18 protein-coding genes are annotated in these 19536 nt (G+C 64.2%); 9 read left to right on the forward strand and 9 right to left on the reverse strand.

Features of this window, described 5'->3' with window-relative positions; translation table 11 throughout:
• Nucleotides 1-22: 22 nt before the first annotated feature.
• Both ACWF99_RS11575 and ACWF99_RS11580 read left to right on the forward strand, forming a co-directional pair.
• Entirely contained in the window at nucleotides 23-475 is a 453-nt protein-coding gene (locus ACWF99_RS11575; protein ID WP_452535795.1) for a MarR family winged helix-turn-helix transcriptional regulator, read from the forward strand.
• Nucleotides 476-638: 163 nt separating this feature from the next.
• Nucleotides 639-1964, forward strand: coding sequence for a PucR family transcriptional regulator (locus tag ACWF99_RS11580; RefSeq protein ID WP_452535796.1), 1326 nt, complete (start codon nucleotides 639-641; stop codon nucleotides 1962-1964).
• A 304-nt stretch (nucleotides 1965-2268) separates the two neighbouring features.
• On the opposite strand, the gene ACWF99_RS11585 is transcribed toward ACWF99_RS11580, so the two are convergent.
• On the reverse strand, nucleotides 2269-2607 hold the full coding sequence (locus ACWF99_RS11585; RefSeq protein ID WP_452535797.1) for a hypothetical protein: 339 nt from the start codon (nucleotides 2605-2607) through the stop codon (nucleotides 2269-2271).
• 11 nt (nucleotides 2608-2618) lie between these two features.
• Here ACWF99_RS11585 and ACWF99_RS11590 point away from each other — a divergent pair, with 11 nt between their 5' ends.
• Nucleotides 2619-3116: an alpha/beta hydrolase-fold protein gene (locus ACWF99_RS11590; RefSeq protein WP_452535798.1), complete on the forward strand. Its 498-nt coding sequence runs from the start codon at nucleotides 2619-2621 to the stop codon at nucleotides 3114-3116.
• 1465 nt (nucleotides 3117-4581) lie between these two features.
• Here the strand turns inward: ACWF99_RS11590 and ACWF99_RS11595 are convergent.
• Complete coding sequence (locus tag ACWF99_RS11595) at nucleotides 4582-5187, reverse strand: TetR/AcrR family transcriptional regulator (RefSeq protein ID WP_452535971.1); 606 nt, start codon at nucleotides 5185-5187, stop codon at nucleotides 4582-4584.
• 228 nt (nucleotides 5188-5415) lie between these two features.
• Between ACWF99_RS11595 and ACWF99_RS11600 the strand changes: the two genes are divergently transcribed.
• The 3 genes from ACWF99_RS11600 (at nucleotide 5416) to ACWF99_RS11610 (ending at nucleotide 7531) form a co-directional block, all read left to right on the forward strand.
• A complete protein-coding gene (locus ACWF99_RS11600; protein ID WP_452535799.1) occupies nucleotides 5416-6165 on the forward strand; it encodes a metal-dependent hydrolase in 750 nt (249 codons plus the stop codon).
• A gap of 551 nt (nucleotides 6166-6716) precedes the next feature.
• The gene (locus tag ACWF99_RS11605; RefSeq protein ID WP_452535800.1) at nucleotides 6717-7250 is read left to right on the forward strand and encodes an AMP-binding protein; all 534 of its coding nucleotides are present in this window, start codon (nucleotides 6717-6719) and stop codon (nucleotides 7248-7250) included.
• A complete protein-coding gene (locus tag ACWF99_RS11610) occupies nucleotides 7250-7531 on the forward strand; it encodes a hypothetical protein (RefSeq protein WP_452535801.1) in 282 nt (93 codons plus the stop codon). Before ACWF99_RS11605 ends, ACWF99_RS11610 begins: the two co-directional genes overlap by 1 nt.
• Before the next feature lie 231 nt (nucleotides 7532-7762).
• Here the strand turns inward: ACWF99_RS11610 and ACWF99_RS11615 are convergent, their stop codons facing one another.
• Together ACWF99_RS11615 and ACWF99_RS11620 are read right to left on the reverse strand one after the other, a co-directional pair.
• Nucleotides 7763-8053, reverse strand: a complete 291-nt coding sequence (locus ACWF99_RS11615; protein WP_452535802.1) for a hypothetical protein — start codon at nucleotides 8051-8053, stop codon at nucleotides 7763-7765.
• Nucleotides 8054-8195: 142 nt separating this feature from the next.
• Entirely contained in the window at nucleotides 8196-10121 is a 1926-nt protein-coding gene (locus ACWF99_RS11620) for an N-acetylmuramoyl-L-alanine amidase (RefSeq protein WP_452535803.1), read from the reverse strand.
• A 356-nt stretch (nucleotides 10122-10477) separates the two neighbouring features.
• Between ACWF99_RS11620 and ACWF99_RS11625 the strand changes: the two genes are divergently transcribed.
• A complete protein-coding gene (locus ACWF99_RS11625) occupies nucleotides 10478-11146 on the forward strand; it encodes a hypothetical protein (protein ID WP_452535804.1) in 669 nt (222 codons plus the stop codon).
• A 177-nt stretch (nucleotides 11147-11323) separates the two neighbouring features.
• Here ACWF99_RS11625 and ACWF99_RS11630 read toward each other — a convergent pair whose 3' ends face one another.
• From ACWF99_RS11630 to ACWF99_RS11640, 3 genes are read right to left on the reverse strand one after another with little or no spacing between them, the layout of a single operon-like run.
• Nucleotides 11324-12646 carry a hypothetical protein gene (locus ACWF99_RS11630; RefSeq protein WP_452535805.1) on the reverse strand — a complete coding sequence of 441 codons (1323 nt, stop codon included), beginning with the start codon at nucleotides 12644-12646 and terminating at the stop codon, nucleotides 11324-11326.
• Between the two features lie 59 nt (nucleotides 12647-12705).
• Complete coding sequence (locus ACWF99_RS11635) at nucleotides 12706-14175, reverse strand: hypothetical protein (RefSeq protein ID WP_452535806.1); 1470 nt, start codon at nucleotides 14173-14175, stop codon at nucleotides 12706-12708.
• Nucleotides 14175-15452, reverse strand: coding sequence for a glycosyltransferase (locus ACWF99_RS11640; protein ID WP_452535807.1), 1278 nt, complete (start codon nucleotides 15450-15452; stop codon nucleotides 14175-14177). Before ACWF99_RS11640 ends, ACWF99_RS11635 begins: the two co-directional genes overlap by 1 nt.
• A 153-nt stretch (nucleotides 15453-15605) precedes the next feature.
• Between ACWF99_RS11640 and ACWF99_RS11645 the strand changes: the two genes are divergently transcribed.
• Together ACWF99_RS11645 and ACWF99_RS11650 are read left to right on the forward strand one after the other, a co-directional pair.
• Nucleotides 15606-16904, forward strand: a complete 1299-nt coding sequence (locus ACWF99_RS11645; RefSeq protein WP_452535808.1) for a glycosyltransferase — start codon at nucleotides 15606-15608, stop codon at nucleotides 16902-16904.
• Entirely contained in the window at nucleotides 16901-17761 is an 861-nt protein-coding gene (locus tag ACWF99_RS11650) for a glycosyltransferase (RefSeq protein WP_452535809.1), read from the forward strand. The genes ACWF99_RS11645 and ACWF99_RS11650 overlap by 4 nt, the downstream gene beginning before the upstream one ends.
• 6 nt (nucleotides 17762-17767) lie before the next feature.
• Here ACWF99_RS11650 and ACWF99_RS11655 read toward each other — a convergent pair whose 3' ends face one another.
• Both ACWF99_RS11655 and ACWF99_RS11660 read right to left on the reverse strand, forming a co-directional pair.
• Nucleotides 17768-18571: an ABC transporter permease gene (locus tag ACWF99_RS11655; RefSeq protein WP_452535810.1), complete on the reverse strand. Its 804-nt coding sequence runs from the start codon at nucleotides 18569-18571 to the stop codon at nucleotides 17768-17770.
• Complete coding sequence (locus ACWF99_RS11660; protein WP_452535811.1) at nucleotides 18568-19533, reverse strand: ATP-binding cassette domain-containing protein; 966 nt, start codon at nucleotides 19531-19533, stop codon at nucleotides 18568-18570. Before ACWF99_RS11660 ends, ACWF99_RS11655 begins: the two co-directional genes overlap by 4 nt.
• Between the last annotated feature and the right edge of the window lie 3 nt (nucleotides 19534-19536).

The raw sequence follows: 19536 nt of genomic DNA on the forward strand, positions 1-19536 counted from the left end.
TTCATTTTGAGACCGCGCCGCGATGAGCCAGCACCTGACAGACGACGAAGTCGACGCCTGGAATTCCTTGGCCAGCGTAGTGGAGTTGATGGCACCTGAGCTCGGAACGCGGCTGCGACGAAAGTGCGGGCTCAACCACATCCAATACCGCGTTCTGGAACTGCTGTACGCCCGACCTGGACGACGCCTGCGCATGATCCTGTTAGCAGAAGCAACTGAGGCGTCGATCTCGCGAATGTCGCACGTCGTCTCCAAACTCGAGCGTGCTGGACTGGTCACCCGCGGCAACGATACCGGCAGGTACGTCGAGCTTACCGACGCCGGTCTCGACGCATTTACCGACGCGGTACCGCATTACATCAGTGTTGTGCGTCAGCTGCTCCTCGATGCCTGGTCGACACCTGAACTCACGCGCCAGTTCGCGGCTATGACCGCTGACCTCGCACGCCACCTCAAATCGCGCAACCCGAGTTGAGGACACCGAGCGGGCGCGGATCGGACACCTTTCGTGCTTCGAGGGCTCCGATTTCCGGTGATGGCCAAGCCGTAGCGTCGGCGTTGACGGCATCGAAGTCCTGCCACTGGCCGAGACCGGCCAGCTGATCAGACCTGGAAATTTTTGAAATGAGTCGTCCTACATGGTGAACACCGAAGAAGTACGCAATGGTCCGGCGGCAGACCTCGAACGGGTCGGACCGACGCTGACGGTATCTGTTGGCGCGAAGTCGGACCCGAGGGAAAATGTGCTCAGCATTGCTGAGCAACGCCTCAAACGATCGGTTCGGAACACTGCTCCATTCGGATCTCTTCCCACTCGTCCACCTAGCGACCCGGTTGACATTGCCAACATCTGCCGCGAGCTGGTCACGGGCGTGATCGAAGGCGGGGATGCTGCGGAAGTGACGCAGCGAATTCGCAGGGCAGCTTTGGACTGGGCGCGAAAAGGCGTACCGATCGACAATGTCCTGGCCGCTGTGCACGAAGGATTCGAATCCGGCGCGAGCGTAATCATCGGCGGTTGGACGAACGGCGACAGCTCGAACCTGACGAGCGGGGTCGAGTGGATGCTCGAGGTGCTTGCGATGACCACTTCAGCTATCGCCGTAGCATATCTCGATCAAGAGGCTACAGAAGGTATCGAAAATCATTCTGCTGAAAATGCTCTGGCGTCGGCGATGCTGAGCGGGCGCGGGGACTTCAGATCGGCTCGCGAATTCGGGATCGATGTCGCCGACGTATATGTAGTGCTCGCTATCGCGCTACCCATCCACCGCGAGGAAATTGGGCAAGGGATCGAGGTGGCACGTCGGCTGAGTCTGGTTCAAGCTGAACTCGCCCGTCAATGTTGCGACACCGCAATGTCGGTACTGAATGTCGGCGGTGGAACGATTCTTCTCCCGCAATCGGTGTACGATGATGACCGGCTCGCGAAGGTTGTCGCCGCGCTCTCCGCCGCAGCGAACGTTCCGTTGATCGCGGCCGTAGTGCGATCTGCGCGAGATGAAATTCCTCTCGCGGTTACTCAGGCCCACGAGCTGTTGGAGATGATCGAGAGGCTCGGGCTCGAGTCCGGTTTACACTTTTTCGATTCCCTGGCGCTGGAGTTTCAGATCACCCGTCCTGGTCCTGGCCGTGTGGCGTTAGCGTCATTGCTCGAGCCGCTGGCCGCGCACCCAGAGTTATGGGAAACCCTGTGTTGCTATATCGGAAACGACCTCAATCGTAAGAAGACAGCTAGCGAACTGGGAGTTCATACGAACACGATCGATTATCGGATCAGGCGCGTTGGGCAGCTGACCGGACTCGATCTAACCCTCCACGCAGGAGTATGGTATGTGCGGTCTGCGCTCATTGCCTATGCCTTTGTTTCAGAGCACGTGCAGGTTCCGCCAGGGACCGTTATTCGGTCTAAGATCCCACCCGCCGTAAAGGGACTCACCCGAACACCTATGCGAGATTACTGAGGGCTTGCGGATCTCGGGTCGTGTCGCGCTGTCGTGCCATGAGTTCGGGGTTTCACCTTGATGTCAGTATGGAACTGTTGCATCCAAAAAGGCCACGGACAAACTCTCTGAGGTTCAGCGGCGGCAGGTGATCGCGGCCGTTGCGATCGATGTTCTCGATGAACGACGCCTTCGCGGGCCTACTCGTTGGGCGGTGGATGCTGCGGCAGGGTTCGGGAGGCCCGCATCTTCTCGCAGGTGAAAGGCCAGTGTCTCCTAGAGAGTGTCCTCGAAGCTGGTGTGGTGGCCAAAGGCGGTTACTTGCTCAAAGCCCCGGATATGTGCGTGGAGCGCATCCGCCTTTACTTATGCGCAGGATCATGGCGACCGCGTCCTGCGTGTGGCCTGCTGGAGTCAGAAGTTCTTGCAAGAGCAGGCCACGAATCGCTGCAATGGCGACGGTGGCGCTCAGCGCCTCCATGGTGTCGTGCCCTTCGCTTTTCGCGAGCGAGGCCGGCGTCGTGGTCAGGTCATCGAGCGAGTCGATGAACTCACGAAAGTCCCCTGGGCTGTACGCGGCGAGTCCTACGACGTGAAAGAAGCCGCGGGTCTTGAACAGCACCTCGTTGTCGCGAGCTCGCTGCACCCTGAGCGTGGCCGCCAAGACGCCCGAGAGTGACCCGAAGTGGTACCGCAGAGGGGCGTGGCTGGTCTCGGCCCGGGCGGCACGCCGATGCATTCCTGAGTGTCCTTACCGCGGAACTACGCCCGCGGGTCGAACGCGACGACCTCACAGCCGCGAGCGGTCACGGCCTCTTCGGCTACTCTTACGGCGGACTTTTCAGCCTCTACGCCTGGCTCACCGGCGCAACGCTCTTCGAGAGCGTCGGAGCGGGCAGCCCCGGCGTCGTCGCCGACGACAGTCAGGTCTTCGCCCAGCTCCAAGCGCTGGGCGACTGTCGGCATCCCGGCAAGCTTCATGTGACCGTCAATGAGCGAGAGCTTCTCGGAGATCTGGCCATCTACCAAAACCTCGCGAAGAACACGGCTACGGTCCTTCATCGCCTCACCGCACGCAGCCGAGCCGTCACCAGCGAGATCCTGCACGAAACGCATGTGACTGGCCTGCAGGCATCGTTCCTCAGCTACCTCAGGACCTGCCGTTCCCTGTAAGGGCGAACGTCGCCGCTGTGTACAACCGCTTTCGCCCTACTTCCGTGATCCCCGCTGGTGGGGTCGGCAAGTTGCGGCCGGGGCGCCCGCCCCACGGCTCTAGACCAACCGCCCTGCCTCTCACGTCTGGCCCCCGAAGTCCGACCGCACGGAATCGAGGTGCTTCACACTCGGGAATGCCTACGGCGCGAGAGCTGGTAGGTGAGGCCGGGGTCGGCGAGGTCGACGGCCGGCCACTGACATGGCCGAGGCGCCGATGGAGATGATGTGCGTCTTGTGCAACCCTGCCGCCGCGTCGCGATTGTTCGAGACTTCATCCAGCATGCACCCGAGCTACGTGCTACGTTGCAACTCAATCTGTTGCATTGTACGATTGCGGTGATCGCAAATTTGCCGATCGGGCTGGTCTGTTGGACGTGTCCGGCGTCTGATCGCCCGCAACTGCGCCCGGACTCATAGATGGTCTTCGGGGCAGTTTGCCGGGCAGGGCACTGTTAGCGAGCCGAGTCAGTCAGTCAGTGAAGTCGCTTAGCCAACCGTCCGGTCGATCGATCTCGGGCGGGGCCAACGTCACCGATCGGGAGGATCCGATGCCGGGTAGTCCGTGTACCGAGCTGAAACCGTGTATTGCCGAGGTTCGAACCCGCCAGTGCGATCCCTCACATGCGAACCTGGTCGAGATTCTCGAAGCGATGAGGGCAGCGGGTTGGGTTATGTCCTCGATGACACGTCCCGGCGGCATTGCCTACGGGCATGAGTAGCCCTGTCCTGGCTACTTGCCGGCCTGGTCGCTGGTCGACGTTTCCTGTTACCGCAGGCATCCCACCACCTGGTGCGTGGTCGTCCGAAGCAGCTCCGATGACGCCGGCGGGCTGTCTCCTCGGTATCGACGACGTTCCTGGGCCTCTGCGCGGTGTCTGTGACAGCGGCATCGCGATGCCCCCGCCTGCGTCGCCCAAGAAGGCACTCCGCGCCGGGATACCCTCGGTCCCCACTGCGGCCGGGCAGTCGGGTTCGGTTGTGGTCGAGCATGCCCGCGCTGGCCTCTGGAGGTGGCACCACAGATGAGCCCCGCCGGTAGCTCGCCGTGTCCGCACGAACCCGACGTTCGTGTCACGGTCGAATTCTCCAGTGTGCGAATAGATTTCGTTGCGTGTCTGACTGCTGCGCTGGTATTCGTCTGCGACATGGGTGCCCGGCGCCCTCGTGCAGTCGCCGTCAATTCCGGGCACTGTGCTGGGCTCCCCAGGCTGCCCAACGAACGCCTGTATCTCCTGCCCTGATCGGCCGCACCAACATCTCGAGTACTTTCGAATGCCTCGATCAACCACCGGATCGCGGCCATCGTGCGCGGATTCGGCCAGCGAGAACGACACATCAAAGTCGGGCCGCAGCAGACCGGTACGGCGGTCTCCATCTGGCCGCGAGTGCAAGATCTCGTTGCCCCGTTTCGGGCAGGCTGTGTTCATTCGGAGATGATCGGCACCAAGTACTTTCGCGCAAATGCGTCGAGCTCTTCCGTGGTCTCGAGCTGAACGGTGCCAACGGGCTGAAGGATAAGTGAGTGCACGAACCGGCAGATAATCTCAGCACGTACGGGCAAGTCGGAGGAGTCCGGAAGTAGGTTGCTCTCGACAGCTTGTCGTAATACCGCGACGGTGGCGGCAACCGATGCGGAAAAAGTGACCGCGCCGTCGGTGGTGAGTTGAGGCAGGACCCGTCCGGGTTCTAGGGTGAGCATCCGGTTGGCCAGCGTGTGGGTGCGCCATCGGGTGACGACGGTGACGAAGATGTCAGCGACAAGGTCGTCGAGGTTGTCGTGGCGACCGGGGATCTCGGCCAGTTCGGCAAGAGCGCTCCCAACCTCGCGAGCGGTAACCAGGCGCACCACATCGTCTCGGGAGCCGAGGCGGCGATAGACGGTGACACGATCGACGCCGGCGCGCCGCGCTATGTCTTCGATGGTGGTCTTCTTGACCCCGAACAGTTCGAACTGGACCAGGGCGGCATCGAGGATGCGCGACTCGACCGAATCGGGATGCTCGGACGTATCCGTGGAGGTCAAGGGCATTGGGGTCACGCCCTCACGTTAGCAGGTCGCTTGTCCAGTGAAACATTCCGTGCAGCTCTGTTGCTGTAACATTGCAATGAAGTTTGTTGCACTGTACGGTACGTCTATGGTTGGGACCTGCTGCGGTGAAGCGCATACGATTTACGCTCCCGATCTTCGATTCGGCGTCGGGTCGGTCCCTGTGTATCACCTCCTGGTGAAGCGCTGGCTACCCGTTTCGTCGACACGATGAACCTGGTGCTTCCCGAGGGTGGGCGGGCGATGGCGAACTGCCTGGCCGAAGCGTTGCCGCTGATCGATGACGAGCGATTGCGCGAGGAAATCGTCGGGGTCATCGGCCACGAGCCGGTGTACGCCAGCAGTCGCGAACGGGCACGCAAGCGTCGGCAGTCGATGGGGCTCGACGTCGCGCGTTATCGCCTCGGGATATCTCGGCTGGCGGGCCTTGTCCTGGGCGATGGCAGCCTGGCCGGTCTAGCCGAACAGGAGTGGCTCAAGGAACGGCTCGGCTTGTTCGCGGGTATGAGGCACTACACCGTAGTCATAGAGGATTGGCAGCTCCACGTCGACATCCTCGAGCAGAAGGGCATCCATCCGACAGTGCTGGACCTGGTCCGCTGGCACGACGCCCGGGAGGTCGAGCAACGAAGCGTGGCCTATGACGTCTTCATGTATGTCGACGGCGGCTATGCGCGCAAGGCGCGGACCGCGGTCCTGGCCGGTACTGCTCTTCTGCCGTTGTTCGCCGTGTCCACGATTTGCATATTCCGCGCGGACCCCTCACACGACAGTGGGCGTTTCTGGCCATTGAAGTTCGTGAACGCGACGGTGCACGGAGTCATTCCGAGCTTCACGGTGTTGTTCACTGAATTTCTCCGGTACCTGCGCCGCGGATTTCATCCCCCACAGCTGGGGTCGATGGACACCGCCCTGCATTTCCAGGCACACTCGTCGGCATCGCGGGCGACGATGCACTGATGGCAACGGCAACCACGGACACGGGAACAGGCCGTCACCGCCCCCTGCGGCGCGGCAGGACGATGGATGCCGACCAAGAGTCCTCACCGGCGAAACAGCTTTCCGGGATCACTGTGTCGAATTCATTGTGCCGCAGAGGGTTCGATGTGTACCTGACGGTGGATGCCGAGGGTGTCGTGAGTGCGAGCCGGGTGCGGCCTATTCGTGCAGGCGGGGCTTCTGCTGCATGCGCAGGACCGCGGTCTTCGCGCGGGCGGGTCGGCCACCGCGACCGGACGTCGCTGGGCTCCTAGCGCGGCGACGTCGTCATCGATTCACGATGTGGACGTATCGATAGGATCTCGATCCCAGAAACACATCGCCCGATTCGGCGAGTGGATAACCGCGCGCCATGAACTTATCAAAATTGACCGAGGAGCAGCGATGACTCGATGGACTGATGCGTTGGTTGGGCGGTCGGCCGCGACGTTCGACATCTACAATCGGGGGGCTGACCGGCCTGAGCGTTCGCAAGCGCTTCCTCCGAACAGCCTGTCCTGCGGGTGGTTACAGTGACCCTGCACCTCACCCAACGACTGCACCGCGCGGTTCAGCAGAATTCTGACGGCGTCATGATGATCTACGGCGACCGGACTACCACCTTCGGCGAGGCTGCCGGCCGGGTGGCGCGATTGGCCGGTGCGCTTCGCAATCTCGTTGTGGCGCAGGGTGATCGGGAGGCAATTCTGGGCCTGAATTCGAACCGATACGTCGAATACCTGCTTGCGGTGCCATGGGCGGATGCCGTAGTCGATCCGGTGAACATCGGCCGCAGGCCCGCAGAAATGTTCTACTGCCTTGGCAGATTCCAAACTTCTGTGCTGTTCATCGACGACGCCTTCGCGTCGATGCTCCCCGCTCTACGCGCGGGCTATCCCGCACTGACAACCGTCATCCACTATGGCGAGCGCCCCGGACCCGACGGTGCCCTTTCCTATGAAGAACTCATCGCAACCAGCGCCCCCATCGCTGATGCTCGCCGCGGCGGAGACCAACTCGCCGGCCGTTCTATACCGGCGGCGCCACCGGCATTCCCAAGGGAGTGATGCTCAGCCACACGAACTCGATCACCTCCACCTTGGGCGCGCTGGCCGGCGCCTACCGGTCCACACCGGGTGCGCGGTTTCTGCACGCCGCTCCGATGTTTCACCTCGCAGGTAGCCCAGCCGCCGCATCAGGTCGTGGATCGGGACGATCACCCGCGGGCGCAGCGCTACTGGAACTGCCCGAGCGAGACGGCGGGAGTGCTCCGCGACGGCTGACTGGCGACGCCGGATACGTCGACGACAATGGCTACCTGTTCGTCGTCGAACCATCCAGGACATGAGCGCGAACTGCGCAACAGGTACTGGGGTGCGGACGCTTGCCAGTGAACCGAGGCGATCTGCCGCCTCCACGATCTCGACGGTCGTCCCTCAGTCCGCGTAGCGGTGTCCGAGTCGGGGACGAAGTGGCCCGGATGGATCCGCAGTCGCACGGTGAATCTTCTCGTAGTGGTTCAGCCCGGGTGGGAGTCGCTGCTCCTCGTGGCGTGGGAGCCGGCGTGCCGAATGCGCGTTCATTGATTGTCATCGACATCTGAAGGTTTGGCAGTGGCTGCGTAGCTCGAGTGGGAAGTGGGCGATTGTTCGGCGGACTGACTCGCCTGCTTGGCCCGCGGCCTCGTTGCTCGGTCATCGAGTCGGCGAAGGCGATGGTGAGCTTCTTGATGTTGGGTGTGCCAGATATGGGGATTCTTGAGATCTTCTTGCTGATTTCGTTTGCTTCGGCAGATCAGGAGCACCAGCAGGCCGGTGGTGACGATCGACACTGCAGTCCATATGGCAAATGCCAAGATTGTGGCGGCCATTTGCATGATCCTTTGCATTCCATGATGGTGGGAAGTGGAACCTGAGATGGCGACACTGCGGACTTTCCCGAGATTCGGGAGAGGGGATGGCGGCCATGTCCGACCGACCTGACTTGATTGCGTGGTGCGGCGGCTGGTTGCGTCACTGCCCTCCAGGCTGCTCACTGTCTGTCGCGTGTGCGGCGTCTCGCGGTGTAGTCCTGGGAGCAGCCGGCGTCGGGTGATCGGGGCCCGGTTGGGGCAGACCGAGTGTCGTGACGATCCCGGTCTCTCGGTCGAACATCAGCGACCCGTGACCGAAGTCGACACGTGTACCACCTGGAACCGAATACTCGTTGCTCCGAGGCGCGCCCAGCACACCGCTGTACCCGCCGAGTTGGGCGAACCGCTGCCCGATCCGCCCAGCCACTTCATAAACCTGACCTCCAGGGGCTTGGAACAGGTAACCGTTGACGAACTCGATGTACTGTCCACCCTCGGCAGTGGGAACCGGGTCCGAGGCCGCCGACCCCAGCCGCCCCTGCGGACCACCGGCATCGACCCAATGCCGGGCCAATACGTTGTGGTCGACCAGATCCAGCATTTTGCCCGTCAACGCCGACACATCGATATCGGGATCAGGCTGCGCGGGCATCGGTGTCGAATCCTGTCCGTCCAATGTCTGTCTCGGCGGCGCACCCTGATTCACATCCGCCGCGAGACCGCGAATACGGTCCATGAGGGCATAAGCGGCGTCTCCGGCGCAGGCGGTATTACCGACATCGCGGTGGGAGAACACCACCGGCAACTGGACTTGTTCGCCCTTGCTGAAGGGAGTGAATTCGGTGCCTTCGGAGATCATTGTGGTGGTGCCCAGAGGATCCAATCCCGCGATGCGGGTGCGCCACCCGATGAACTCGCTTATCGCGGTGACCGCGGCCTGCGTCGGTTCTTCGGATTCGTGATTTCCTATGAACGCCACCCCGGCGGTGTTTTCGTTGAATCCACCGGTGTGCGCGCCCTGCACGGGCCGGTCCAAACCACCGAAGTGACCCTCGAAGATCTGACCGTATTTGTCGACGAGCGCGTTGTATCCGATGTCGCACCACCCCAAGGTTTCGGCGTGGTAGGCGTAGATACCTCGCACGATCGCGACGGACTCGGCCGGGCTGTAGTCGTTGCGGCCCGCGGTGTGATGCACGACCACACCACTGAGGCCGTCGTCGTATGTCGGATCCTCGCATCGCATCGATTCGTCGGCGCCCCACTGGGCACGGCTGATCACTGCGGGCCCACCACCGGCGAGCGCTGCCGCGTTGGCCGACAGGTTCTGCTCGTGATGCCCGGGATCGAGCAATACCGCAGTCAGGTCCGGGGTCGCGGGATCGAGATGGTCCGCGCCGGCGACTGGGTTCGGTCCCTGCGGTCCGGGTTGGTCCGTGGCGTCGAATTCGTGGGTGCTCAGGATTTGCACTGTGTCGGTGTTACCGACATAGACCGGTTCACTAGCCTGCATTCGGCCTTGGCCCGGGGGACGGGCTGCGACGCTGTCGTCGGCTCCGGCCTCGAACCACGGGCTCCAGGAGCCGTCGAGTTGGCGGGCCCGCACCATTATGGTTGTGCCCTCGATATCCGGCGAGGTCAACCCGATCATGCTGAAACGGCTCTGGTGGGTGAGCTCCTTTACTTGGGCGCCGACTCGATCAGCCAACTGCTCGGGCACCACGCCGGGGTCCAACGCCGGGGTCCGGGCCGAGACCGGCGCGGTCCCCTCTGCGGCGATGAACCCGATCGGACTGACCTCTGAGCCAGCGGGCGGCGGCGCCGCACCAGGCACCAGCCGCAGATCAGCGAGCCGCAGGTCCGGTAGGTGCATGCCTGCGAGTTCGCGTAGCGGCAACACCACTGTCGGAACTTCCGACAAACCGACCTGGTCGGTCGCAATCGGTGAAAGACCTTCGGTATCACTGTCGTTGGAGAATCGGTACGGTCCTGCACCGCCGAGAAAAGCGGCCGCGACCGGCGCCGCGACCACAGCCACCGCGACCAGAGGGAGCGCATAGGACCGTTTGCGCGCATAGTTCGGCACCAGTACTCCTGATTCGATAGACACAGCGTCGATGGCAGGCTCAAACCATCGCCGAACCTGTACCACCGATCACATCAACCACAACCACCCCGCACTCTGAAGTGCCACTTGAGACTATAGCTGGGTGGTAACTAGCTGTAACACCGGGTCGTCCGGCAAATGAACAGCCCTCTATCGGTCCGCTCGTACTGGGTACCGCTGCGTCGCAACCGATCCCGTCGTCCATGCGTCGTCATCTTCGGGTGCACTGCGGCGTGAGCATGTGTCGTAGTCGTGGGCGGGAGCCATTGATCATGCGACATCTCGCAACTCTGCGCAACATTGCAATCTACTATGTTGCATCGTAACATTTGGGCATGGCTCAGTCAGCCGACGCGAGGAAGCGTCGACACCGTGAGGAAGCCCACGTGATCCACGCGCGGGACCTGCGCTTCGACTTCGACGATGCGCCCCTGCGCATCCCGGGCGAGAGGTTCGCCACGCCTGTCATCGACGTCAAGGATCTGGTATTGCCCGAAAGTGAGTCGGGTTTGTTCCACGCGCTCGCCGAGTCGCTGCCGTACGGCGATGGTGATCAGAGGCTGCGCGAGGCGCTTCAAGGGGCCGGCCGTGAAGAGGCGATTCATGCCGGTGCACGCGATGATCTGGATTCCGTCGGACTTGTTGACTCGGTGCTCGGAACCTTGGTCGGGTTCGTCGATCGATTTCTCGGCTGTCACGGCTGTGATCGGCGAATGACCGCTGGGCGCCGGCAGTTCGAAGATCGGGAGGTGGATCCGACCATGCTCGGGTTGATGTCCCGGCGCGGTTGCGAGGATGTCGAGTTTCGCGGTGCGGTCTCCGACGCGTGCGCATGCGCCCACGGCGGCGGATGCCACGCGCGTTGGGCGCGTATGGCGGTGATCGGGAGCGGGACCCTGACAGCTTTGATCCTCGCCTCGGCCTACATGTTTGCAAAGGCCCTGCGCCGCAGAAGGTGCCGTTCGACTTGTGCAGTCACGGGCGTAAAGGCACTCCTCGGCTAGGATCGGTTGTAGCGCTTGACTTTCCCATGGTGCTGCGGCGTGTAGTGCGTGATCCGTCGGCTTCGACCAACCCGTACCCGACATCGTCCAGATGTCGACGTCGAGTGCCCGCGACTGGCTGTTTCCGGTGTTGCCGGGGTCGCGACCTTCTCGATCTGATCGTCGCTTGCCCTGCCGTCACCATGTGGTGGCCGCTAGGCCCCACGCTTCGAGTTCGGCCGTGATATGGCTGCGCATTTTCGCTTCGTCGCCGAAGTACTCGGGGTGGATACCGAAGAATGTGATGGTGAGCTTGTCGTCGTATTCGACGGCCCAAGCGGCGACGGCGGGACCTTGGCGACGACGCTCGCCCGCGTCGCGACCCTGCATGATTGCGCGGATGGCGAATGACTCCGCGCGCTGACCGCCGATCTCGATGGCGCTGTCGGGGGCGGCGCCTAGGTTGGACACGGTGGTGTCCGGGCCGGTGATCGAGCGCATCATCTTCTTGATCATGGCGTCGGGCAGCAGTCGCACCACCGGCTGGAGATTGTCGGTCAGCTTGTCCTGACCCGAAGTCGCGTAGCGAGTGAACGCCTCTTTGCTCAGCGCTCTGATTCGCTGCAGGCCCGTCGTCGGTGAGATCGGATCGGGCACCCGGATCCACACACCACCAGATGCGTTGGCTCGCTCGTCGCCCGCTTCCCGGTTGCTGACGGCGATACAGACGCGCAGTCCGTCAGATCCGATGGGATAGCCGGATCGTTGCACGAGGCCGCCGAGTAGGGCGGTGAACAGCGTGTTGCCGGTGCCGTCGAATTTCCGAGCTTGCTCGGCCCAGCGTGCCCGGTCGATATCGACGATCGCCAGGGTGGTATCGGCGCCCTCGGCCACGTCGATGGTGCGCGGTGTGTGGGCAACGGTGACAGGACGGTTGTTGCGGGTGCGCCACAGCTCGGTGCCGATCACCCGGGCGGCCGATGCCGCTTCGCGGAGTTGGTCGAGCGCGTCCTTCGCGTCGGCCCACCACCGTGGTGTGCCCAGCACCTCGGCTTCGGTGGGCAGCGTGCTCGCCGAGCTGCCCGCATGCGCGGCGGCCAGTGCGTTGTAGAGGCCCTGGCCGTCGGCGACCATGTGCGAGATCAGCAGCGAGAGCACGAACTTGCCCGAGGTGGTGCGCACCCCGATCAGCTGCCATCCCCGACCGCCGACGGGGTCGAGGTCGGCGGTACGCAGGGTGTGGTCGGCCCACTCGCCGATCTCGGCGTCGGTGATCGGGACCGGCCGGATACGCAGCAGGGGCGGATGGGGGGACCGCACCCACCGGTGTCGTGCGACAGGTACGACGGCGCGAATCACCTTGCGGCTCAGCGATCCCGCGGCCAGCTGATCGCCGAAGCGTTCGAGCTCCGCGAGCTCGGGCTCGTCGGCGAAGACCCAGGCGTATTGAATGGGCGCCGACCAGCCGAATAGGTCTTGCGCCAGAAGATATGACTCGTCTGCCCCTGCAACACGGTTCATCTCGTCAGGCTAAACGCGTGGTTGCGGTCCCGCATCCCGGCAAAGCGCGAGAGCGACATTCACCACATCCGGTACTGGAGGCCCCAGCCGTCGAGTTCGCCGGACAGTAGCCTGCGCAGCTCTTCGGCATTGGGGAAGCGCTCCTCGTCGAAGGCCGCGACCGAGAACGTCAGCGTGCCCCCCGAACGGATCGCCCAAGATTGAAGGCCGTCACCGAACCGATACGTCAGGTCGGGATCGACCCCTTGCGCGATACCGCGGAAGGCGACGGCGGTGGCCGAGATGCCGCCGATCTGGTGCAGTTCGCCGGCGAAGTCGCCGAGGTTGGATGCCACCGCGTCCGGCATCCCCGAGCCCGCGGTGGCGGCACGGACCACCAGCCACGTCGGCAACAGCGACACCAGCGGCAGCAGATGAACGTGGGCGGCTCGCTGTCCCGTCGACAACCGCGCGAACGCCTCCTTGCACAGCCTTCGCAACGGTCCGAGGTCTCCGCCGGTGACCAGCTCATCGGTGAGCAGCACCGACACACCCGCGGTCGCGTTGCCGCGTTCATCGTCCCCGGTGCGCGTACTCACCGGGATACCGAGCTTCAGCGGTCCGCCGTCGAGGTAACCCGAGGCGCGCAGTGTACCCGCCAGCACGGCGATGAACAGTGTGTTGGCGGTGCCGCCGTGCTGGCGTGCGACCGACTCCCAGTGGCCGATATCAACACTGGCCCGCGCCCACGAACACTGCGCTCGCGGAGATCGCCGGTGCGCCGGGAGCTTCGACGGATGCCCCTCGGTCGGTGCACTCGACGGCTGTCCATCTGTGATGGTGATCGAGGATGGCGCGGTCCCGGTCGTGGTCGTGGATCGGCCGCTGGGGCGACCGCGGTGGGGGAGCGGCGCGCGGTTGCGGATGAGTGTTGTTGTCGCCAAAGCGATGCCGCGTCCCGCCGCAACGACCTGACCCACGCCGTCGAGTATGTCCCGCAGACCCATGCCGATCGAATGGAACAGGGTTCCCTCGCGGTCCGCGGCGATCCTCGCGGGCGAACCCACCGAGCGGGGGCGCGAAAGAGGGTCAGCCGCAGTACCGGTCATGGCGTCCATCGCTGCGTTGACCATGGTTCGGCCGTCGGCGACAAGGTGCAGAGCGGTCAGCGACAACAGGAAACCACCGTCGTCGACCGCGACACCGCGAAGCCGCCACGCGGGGCCATCTTCCGGGTCGAGCGGCGAGCTGTAAAGCTCTGTCCCGGACCAGAGTTCGATGCCGTCGGCTGCAATCGGCGTCGCATCGATCTGCAACTCGGGCGCGAGGTCCGCATGTACCCAGCGGTGTCTGGCAACGGGCACGCCTGCCCTGACCAGACGCCGGTTGAGCACGCTGTCGCGCAATCTTTCGTTGAAAGCGTCCAGGTCGGCTCGATTCGGGTAGGCGGGGAACCGCCACAGGATCTGCAGCACGACGGACCATCCGAACGCCTCTCGCACCAGCCAATAGGTGCTGTCCTCCGGCTGCATTCGCAGCGTGGCCGGCATCAGCGCCGCGCTCGCGAGCGGAGGTTCGCTCGGGTGTGTTCTTCTATCAGGTCAGCACATCGGCCGACTGCTTGTTCGGGCGTGATCAGTTTTCCCGCGACCTGTTCGGCTCGGCGCGCACACTCCGGCGCCAGCACAGTGGTCAGCTCGGCCACCAGCGTGTCGGTGGTCAAGCCCTTCAAACGCGTCGACGCTCCGACACCGTGCCGTACGCATTGCGCGCCCCAGTACGGCTGATCTGAGCCGACCCAACACACCAGGTTCGGGATCCCCGCGCGCAGAGCCGCGGCCGTGGTTCCGGCGCCACCATGATGCACCGCGGCCCGGCACAGCGGCAGGACCTGTTCGTGATCGAGGGCTCCGACCACCTGCACGTTCTCGTTGTCAGGCGGTGTGAGATCGGACCAGCCGGTGCTGATCAACGCGCGTACGCCGAGCCGCTCGCAGGCGGCCACGATGGCACCGACTACCGCTGCGGCGTCAGGTACTGGCATGCTGCCGAACCCGAAATAGACTGGCGCCGTGCCTGTTCGGATCCAATCCAACAGTGCGTTGTCGCCGGTGTCGGTACCGATTCGACGACGTTGCTCCTTGGACAGTCCGAGGAACCCGACGAACGGGCGGTTTTCGGACCACTCCGCCACCAGTTCCGGGCACAGCAGCGGATCGTAGGCCTGGATCTCGAGACGATCCCGCGGCGAGCGAGCGACTGTGCCCTCGATGCCGAGGTTGCGGCGCAAGGCGTTCTGGCGGTCTCGGGTCAGCAGCCACATCGCGGTATCGGTGAGCCACCACGTCGCCCGGTTGAGCGCGGGCGGCAGTCCCGACAGTCCAGCGGGTATCGGCGAAACTGTGCTGTTGGGTCGAATCGGCGCGTGGTGCACCGAGATACACGCCGCACCAATGGATTCGGCGTAAGGAGCGGCAATCTGCTCGGTGATGATGCCGGTGAGGATCGCGTCGGCGCCCGCACCCAATCCCCCCATGTCCGAGACCGCCTGCGACCAGCCGAGATCGCGGATCTCGGTGAGGGCCTGCCATCGCTGGCACGGTCCGCCGGTGCGCAGTTTCGTGCGCACCACTTCGGAGTTCATGTGGGCGTGGGTGTCGTAACCGAACGGCTCGGCCGACAACCCCGCGGCCGCCACGAACCCGCACAGATTCGGCGGCGCTCCGACGACCACGTCGTGACCACGACGCGCCAACTCGGTTCCGATGACAACCGCAGGCTGGATATCTCCCCGTGTTCCGTTGAACGCAAGTAGAAACCTCGACATAGCAGCACGGTAGGCGAGTCCGACAGCAATGGGCCAGCATTCGGGTGCTCCATGTGAGATGAAGCACCCGACCCAGGCTTCACTGCGCGAACCCATCGACGCACTGGTTATTGTGGAATTCTCGACTCTGGTAGCCGTATTGCGAGGAGTTCGATGAAATATGTTCTCGCGTTCACCGGTAGCCGCGGTGACGTGCAACCGGGCCTTGCGCTCGGGATGGAATTGCGGTTCCGTGGTCACGAGGTGACAATGGCGGTTCCGCCGAATCTCGCCGAATTCTGTCGTCGCGCGGCAATGCCGACAGTGGAATTTGGGACGGACACCAAGGAATTGCTCGACTCCGATGTGGTGTCTACCAGGTTGAAATCGGTGAATCCGCTGACCCGACTGCGGGCGATCGCCGATATCACCGTGCGTGACGGCCGTCGCGTCCAATCCGAACTCATGGATCTCACCGTCGGCGCCGACGCGGTGATCGGTGGCAGTGTCGGGCAGGAACGGCTGCTGAACGTGTCCACCGCACGCGCAATTCCCTATGTCGCGGTGCACTACTGCCCGATGCGTCGCAACGGGGTTGCCTCGCTGCTGCCTCTCGACCGCGCACCCCGTGGCGCGCACCGGCTCAGCTGGGCTGCGCTCGAGCAGGTGACCTGGCTCGCGACCCGCTCGGCGGAGCGCGAACTTGCTGCCGACCTCGGCCTCGCAGTCCCGTCGAGTCCACCCGCGGGCCGGATCTCCACTCGCAGCACTCCCGAGATCCAGGCCTACGACCCCCTGCTCTTTCCTGGCCTGAGCGAGGAATGGGGGCACCGCCGACCCCTGGTCGGCTTCCTCGATCTCGCGGCGCACATGCGCTGCGCGGTCGGTGACGCCGAGGACAGCGCCGGGCTCGACGACTGGCTTGCCGCAGGAGACCCGCCGCTCTACGTCGGTTTCGGCAGCATGTCGGTCGCCGAACCGGAGCGCCTCGCGCAGACATTCACCGAGGTTGCCGATGAGCTGGGTCTGCGTCTGCTCGTTGCTGCGGGGTGGAGTGAGTTCATGGCGGGCATGACCGGCGACACAGTCCGGGTGGTGCGCACTGTCGACCATGCCGCTGTGCTTCCTCGCTGTGTCGCGGCTGTCCACCACGGTGGTGCGGGTTCCACCGCGGCGGCACTACGCGCGGGAATCCCCGCCCTGGCGTGCTGGCTCGGTGCGGACCAGCCGATGTGGGGCCGCAGGCTACGCGCGCTCGGCGTCGGCACGTCCCTTGCCTCGGCACGGGTGGACCGCGACTCGCTCACCCGCGCCCTACATTGCCTCCTTCGCCCCGAATGCTCCGCTGCTGCAACCGAACTCGGTTCGGCGATGGTGACACCGTCGGCCGCCGTGGACGCGGCCGCGACCATCGTCGAAAACTCGCTCCGTACTCCCGTCGACACAGGCACATCCCGTGGAGGAATCCGATGAACACGCTGTCGCTGTCCGTGGTGATCCCCGCTTACAACGAGGAGCAGATCATCGGCGAGTGCCTGCGGTGTCTGGCGCCACAGCGTGAGCACATCGCCGAAATCCTCGTCGTGGACAACAATTCCACGGACGGCACGCGCGCGATCGTCGCCGCGCACGCCGTGGACTGGCCCGCGATTCGCTTGATCGACGAGGTCGAGCAGGGATTGGTCTACGCCCGCAACCGAGGTCTCGACAGTGCGCGCGGCGATTTGGTCGCCCGCATCGACGCCGACACCTTGGTTCCGCCGGACTGGGCACAGCGCATCCTCGACTTCTTCTCCGCAGATCAGGACGGTTACTGGGCCGCGGCCTGTGGTCGCGGACAGGCCTACGATCTGCCCTACGGTGACGCCGTCGGCACGCTGCGGCAACGCTGGCGAACCAGGAAGAAGAACCAGGTCAAGCAGGTCCCCGTGCTGTACGGCTCGAATATGATTCTGCGCCACGACACGTGGGTGGCGATCCGGGACAAGGTGGCCATGCGTCGCGACGTCTTCGAAGACGTTGATACTGGCCTGTGTGTCACCGAGATCGGCGGACGCAACGCCTTCCTGCCGACGATCACCGTCGGAGTGGCGCCGCGCCGCATGGCGACTGGTATGGCGTCGTTCGTGCGATACATGTCCTGCTTGCCGCGCACGCTGATGCTGCATCGACGCTTCGGCCTCGCCCTGGGCGTGGTGGTGCTCTATCTGCCGCCGATTTTCCTGGTTCACGCCGCACGCCTGGTGCTGCTGCGCACCTACGACCCGAAGACGCGCCGGTTCGATCCGACCACTGTGTTCCGCACGACCGTGGATCGCATGACCCCGTAAGGGAGTTCAGGCCAGCCGCATGTACACGCGGACGGTGAGCGGCGCCAGCACAACGATCACCACCGCCGCACCGAGCAGGGAGATCCCGATCTGCGCGCCGAAGGTGCCGTCGGCCAGTTCCCGCACGGCCGTCACCAGGTGTGACACCGGATTCACCTGGGCGAACGCCTGCATCCATCCCGGCATCGTCGACACCGGCACCAGCGCATTGGACACGAACGTCAATGGCATCAACACCAGCATGGATACGCCCTGCACCGTCGAGGGCTTGTCCATCAGCACTCCCATCAGCGCGAAAATCCAGCTCAGCGCGAACGCCACCACCATCACCAGCAAGCAGGCGACGGCGATTCCCACGAAACTGGCGGGTCGGTATCCCATCGCCAGCCCGACCAGCACCGTCATCGTGGTCGCGACGGCGTAGCGCACCATGTCCGCGAGCAACGAGCCTGCCAGCGGCGCGACTCTCGCGATCGGCAACGTGCGGAAGCGGTCGAAGACCCCCTTGTTCATGTCCTCGCGCAACTTCACCCCGGTGTTGACCGAGGCGGCCACCGCGACCTGCACGAGTACTCCGGGAACGAGTGTGGGCAGGTAGCCGGAGACGGTGCCGGCGATGGCGCCACCGAAGATGCTCGAGAACATCACCGTGAACACCACCGGCAGCGCGATCACGTCGAACAATTCCTGGGGGTTGTGCCTGATCTTGAGCAGACCTCGCCGCGCCATCGTCGCCGCCTGAGCTATCGACAGCGAGACCGAGATCGGACGGGCCCGCGGCGGTGAGCTGATCCGATCGACGGTCGTCATGCCGGCTCCGGCACGCGGTGTGGCCCGGTCGCACCGGTGATCGCGAAGAACACCTCGTCCAGGCTCGGTTGCGCGATGGCGAGCTCACGCACCTCGATTCCGGCCTCGCGCAGCGCGATCAGCAGCTCCGGAAGTGCCTGGGTGTCGGTGGAACTCGCGCGGATGCGTCCCTCCTCGGCAGCGACGATCGAGTCGGCGCCGCTGAATCGGTGCATGATCGTGGTCGCGGAGGCCAGGTCAGCGCGATCGACTCTCAGGGTCAGCGTCGCGGTGCCGACTGCGGTCTTGAGCTCGTCGGCGGTGCCGTCGGCGACGACCCGTCCGTGGTCGATCACGACCACGTGATCGGCGAGCGCGTCCGCCTCGTCGAGATACTGGGTGGTCAACAGCACGGTGGTCCCTTTGGCGACGAGGTCGCGCACCGTCTGCCACATCTGCGCTCGTGTCCGCGGATCGAGCCCGGTCGTCGGCTCGTCGAGGAACAGCAGCGGGGGACGGGCGATCAGGCTGGCCGCGAGATCGAGCCTGCGCCGCATACCGCCCGAGAAGTGGCGTAATGGTCGTCGTGCCGAATCCCGCAGTCCGAACTCATCGAGCAGTTCGTCGGCCCGGTATCCGGCTTCCGATCCCGACAGCCCGAGCAAGCGGGCGAAGATCGTCAAATTCTCCCGCGCCGTGAGGTCTTCGTCGACCGAGGCGTACTGGCCGGTGACCCCGATCAGTGAGCGAACGGTGGCCGCGTCACGCACCACGTCATAACCGAATACTCGGGCGCTACCCGAGTCCGGACGCGACAACGTGGCGATCATCCGAACCGTGGTCGTCTTCCCTGCCCCGTTGGGTCCGAGCACCGCACAGACCGTGCCCGCCCGCACCGTCAGGTCGACACCGTCGACCGCGCGAAATGCGCCGAATGATTTGGTCAATTCCTTGGTTTCGATCGCCGAATCCGATGCTGCCATCGT

This window comes from Nocardia sp. NPDC055002 (genome assembly GCF_053608825.1).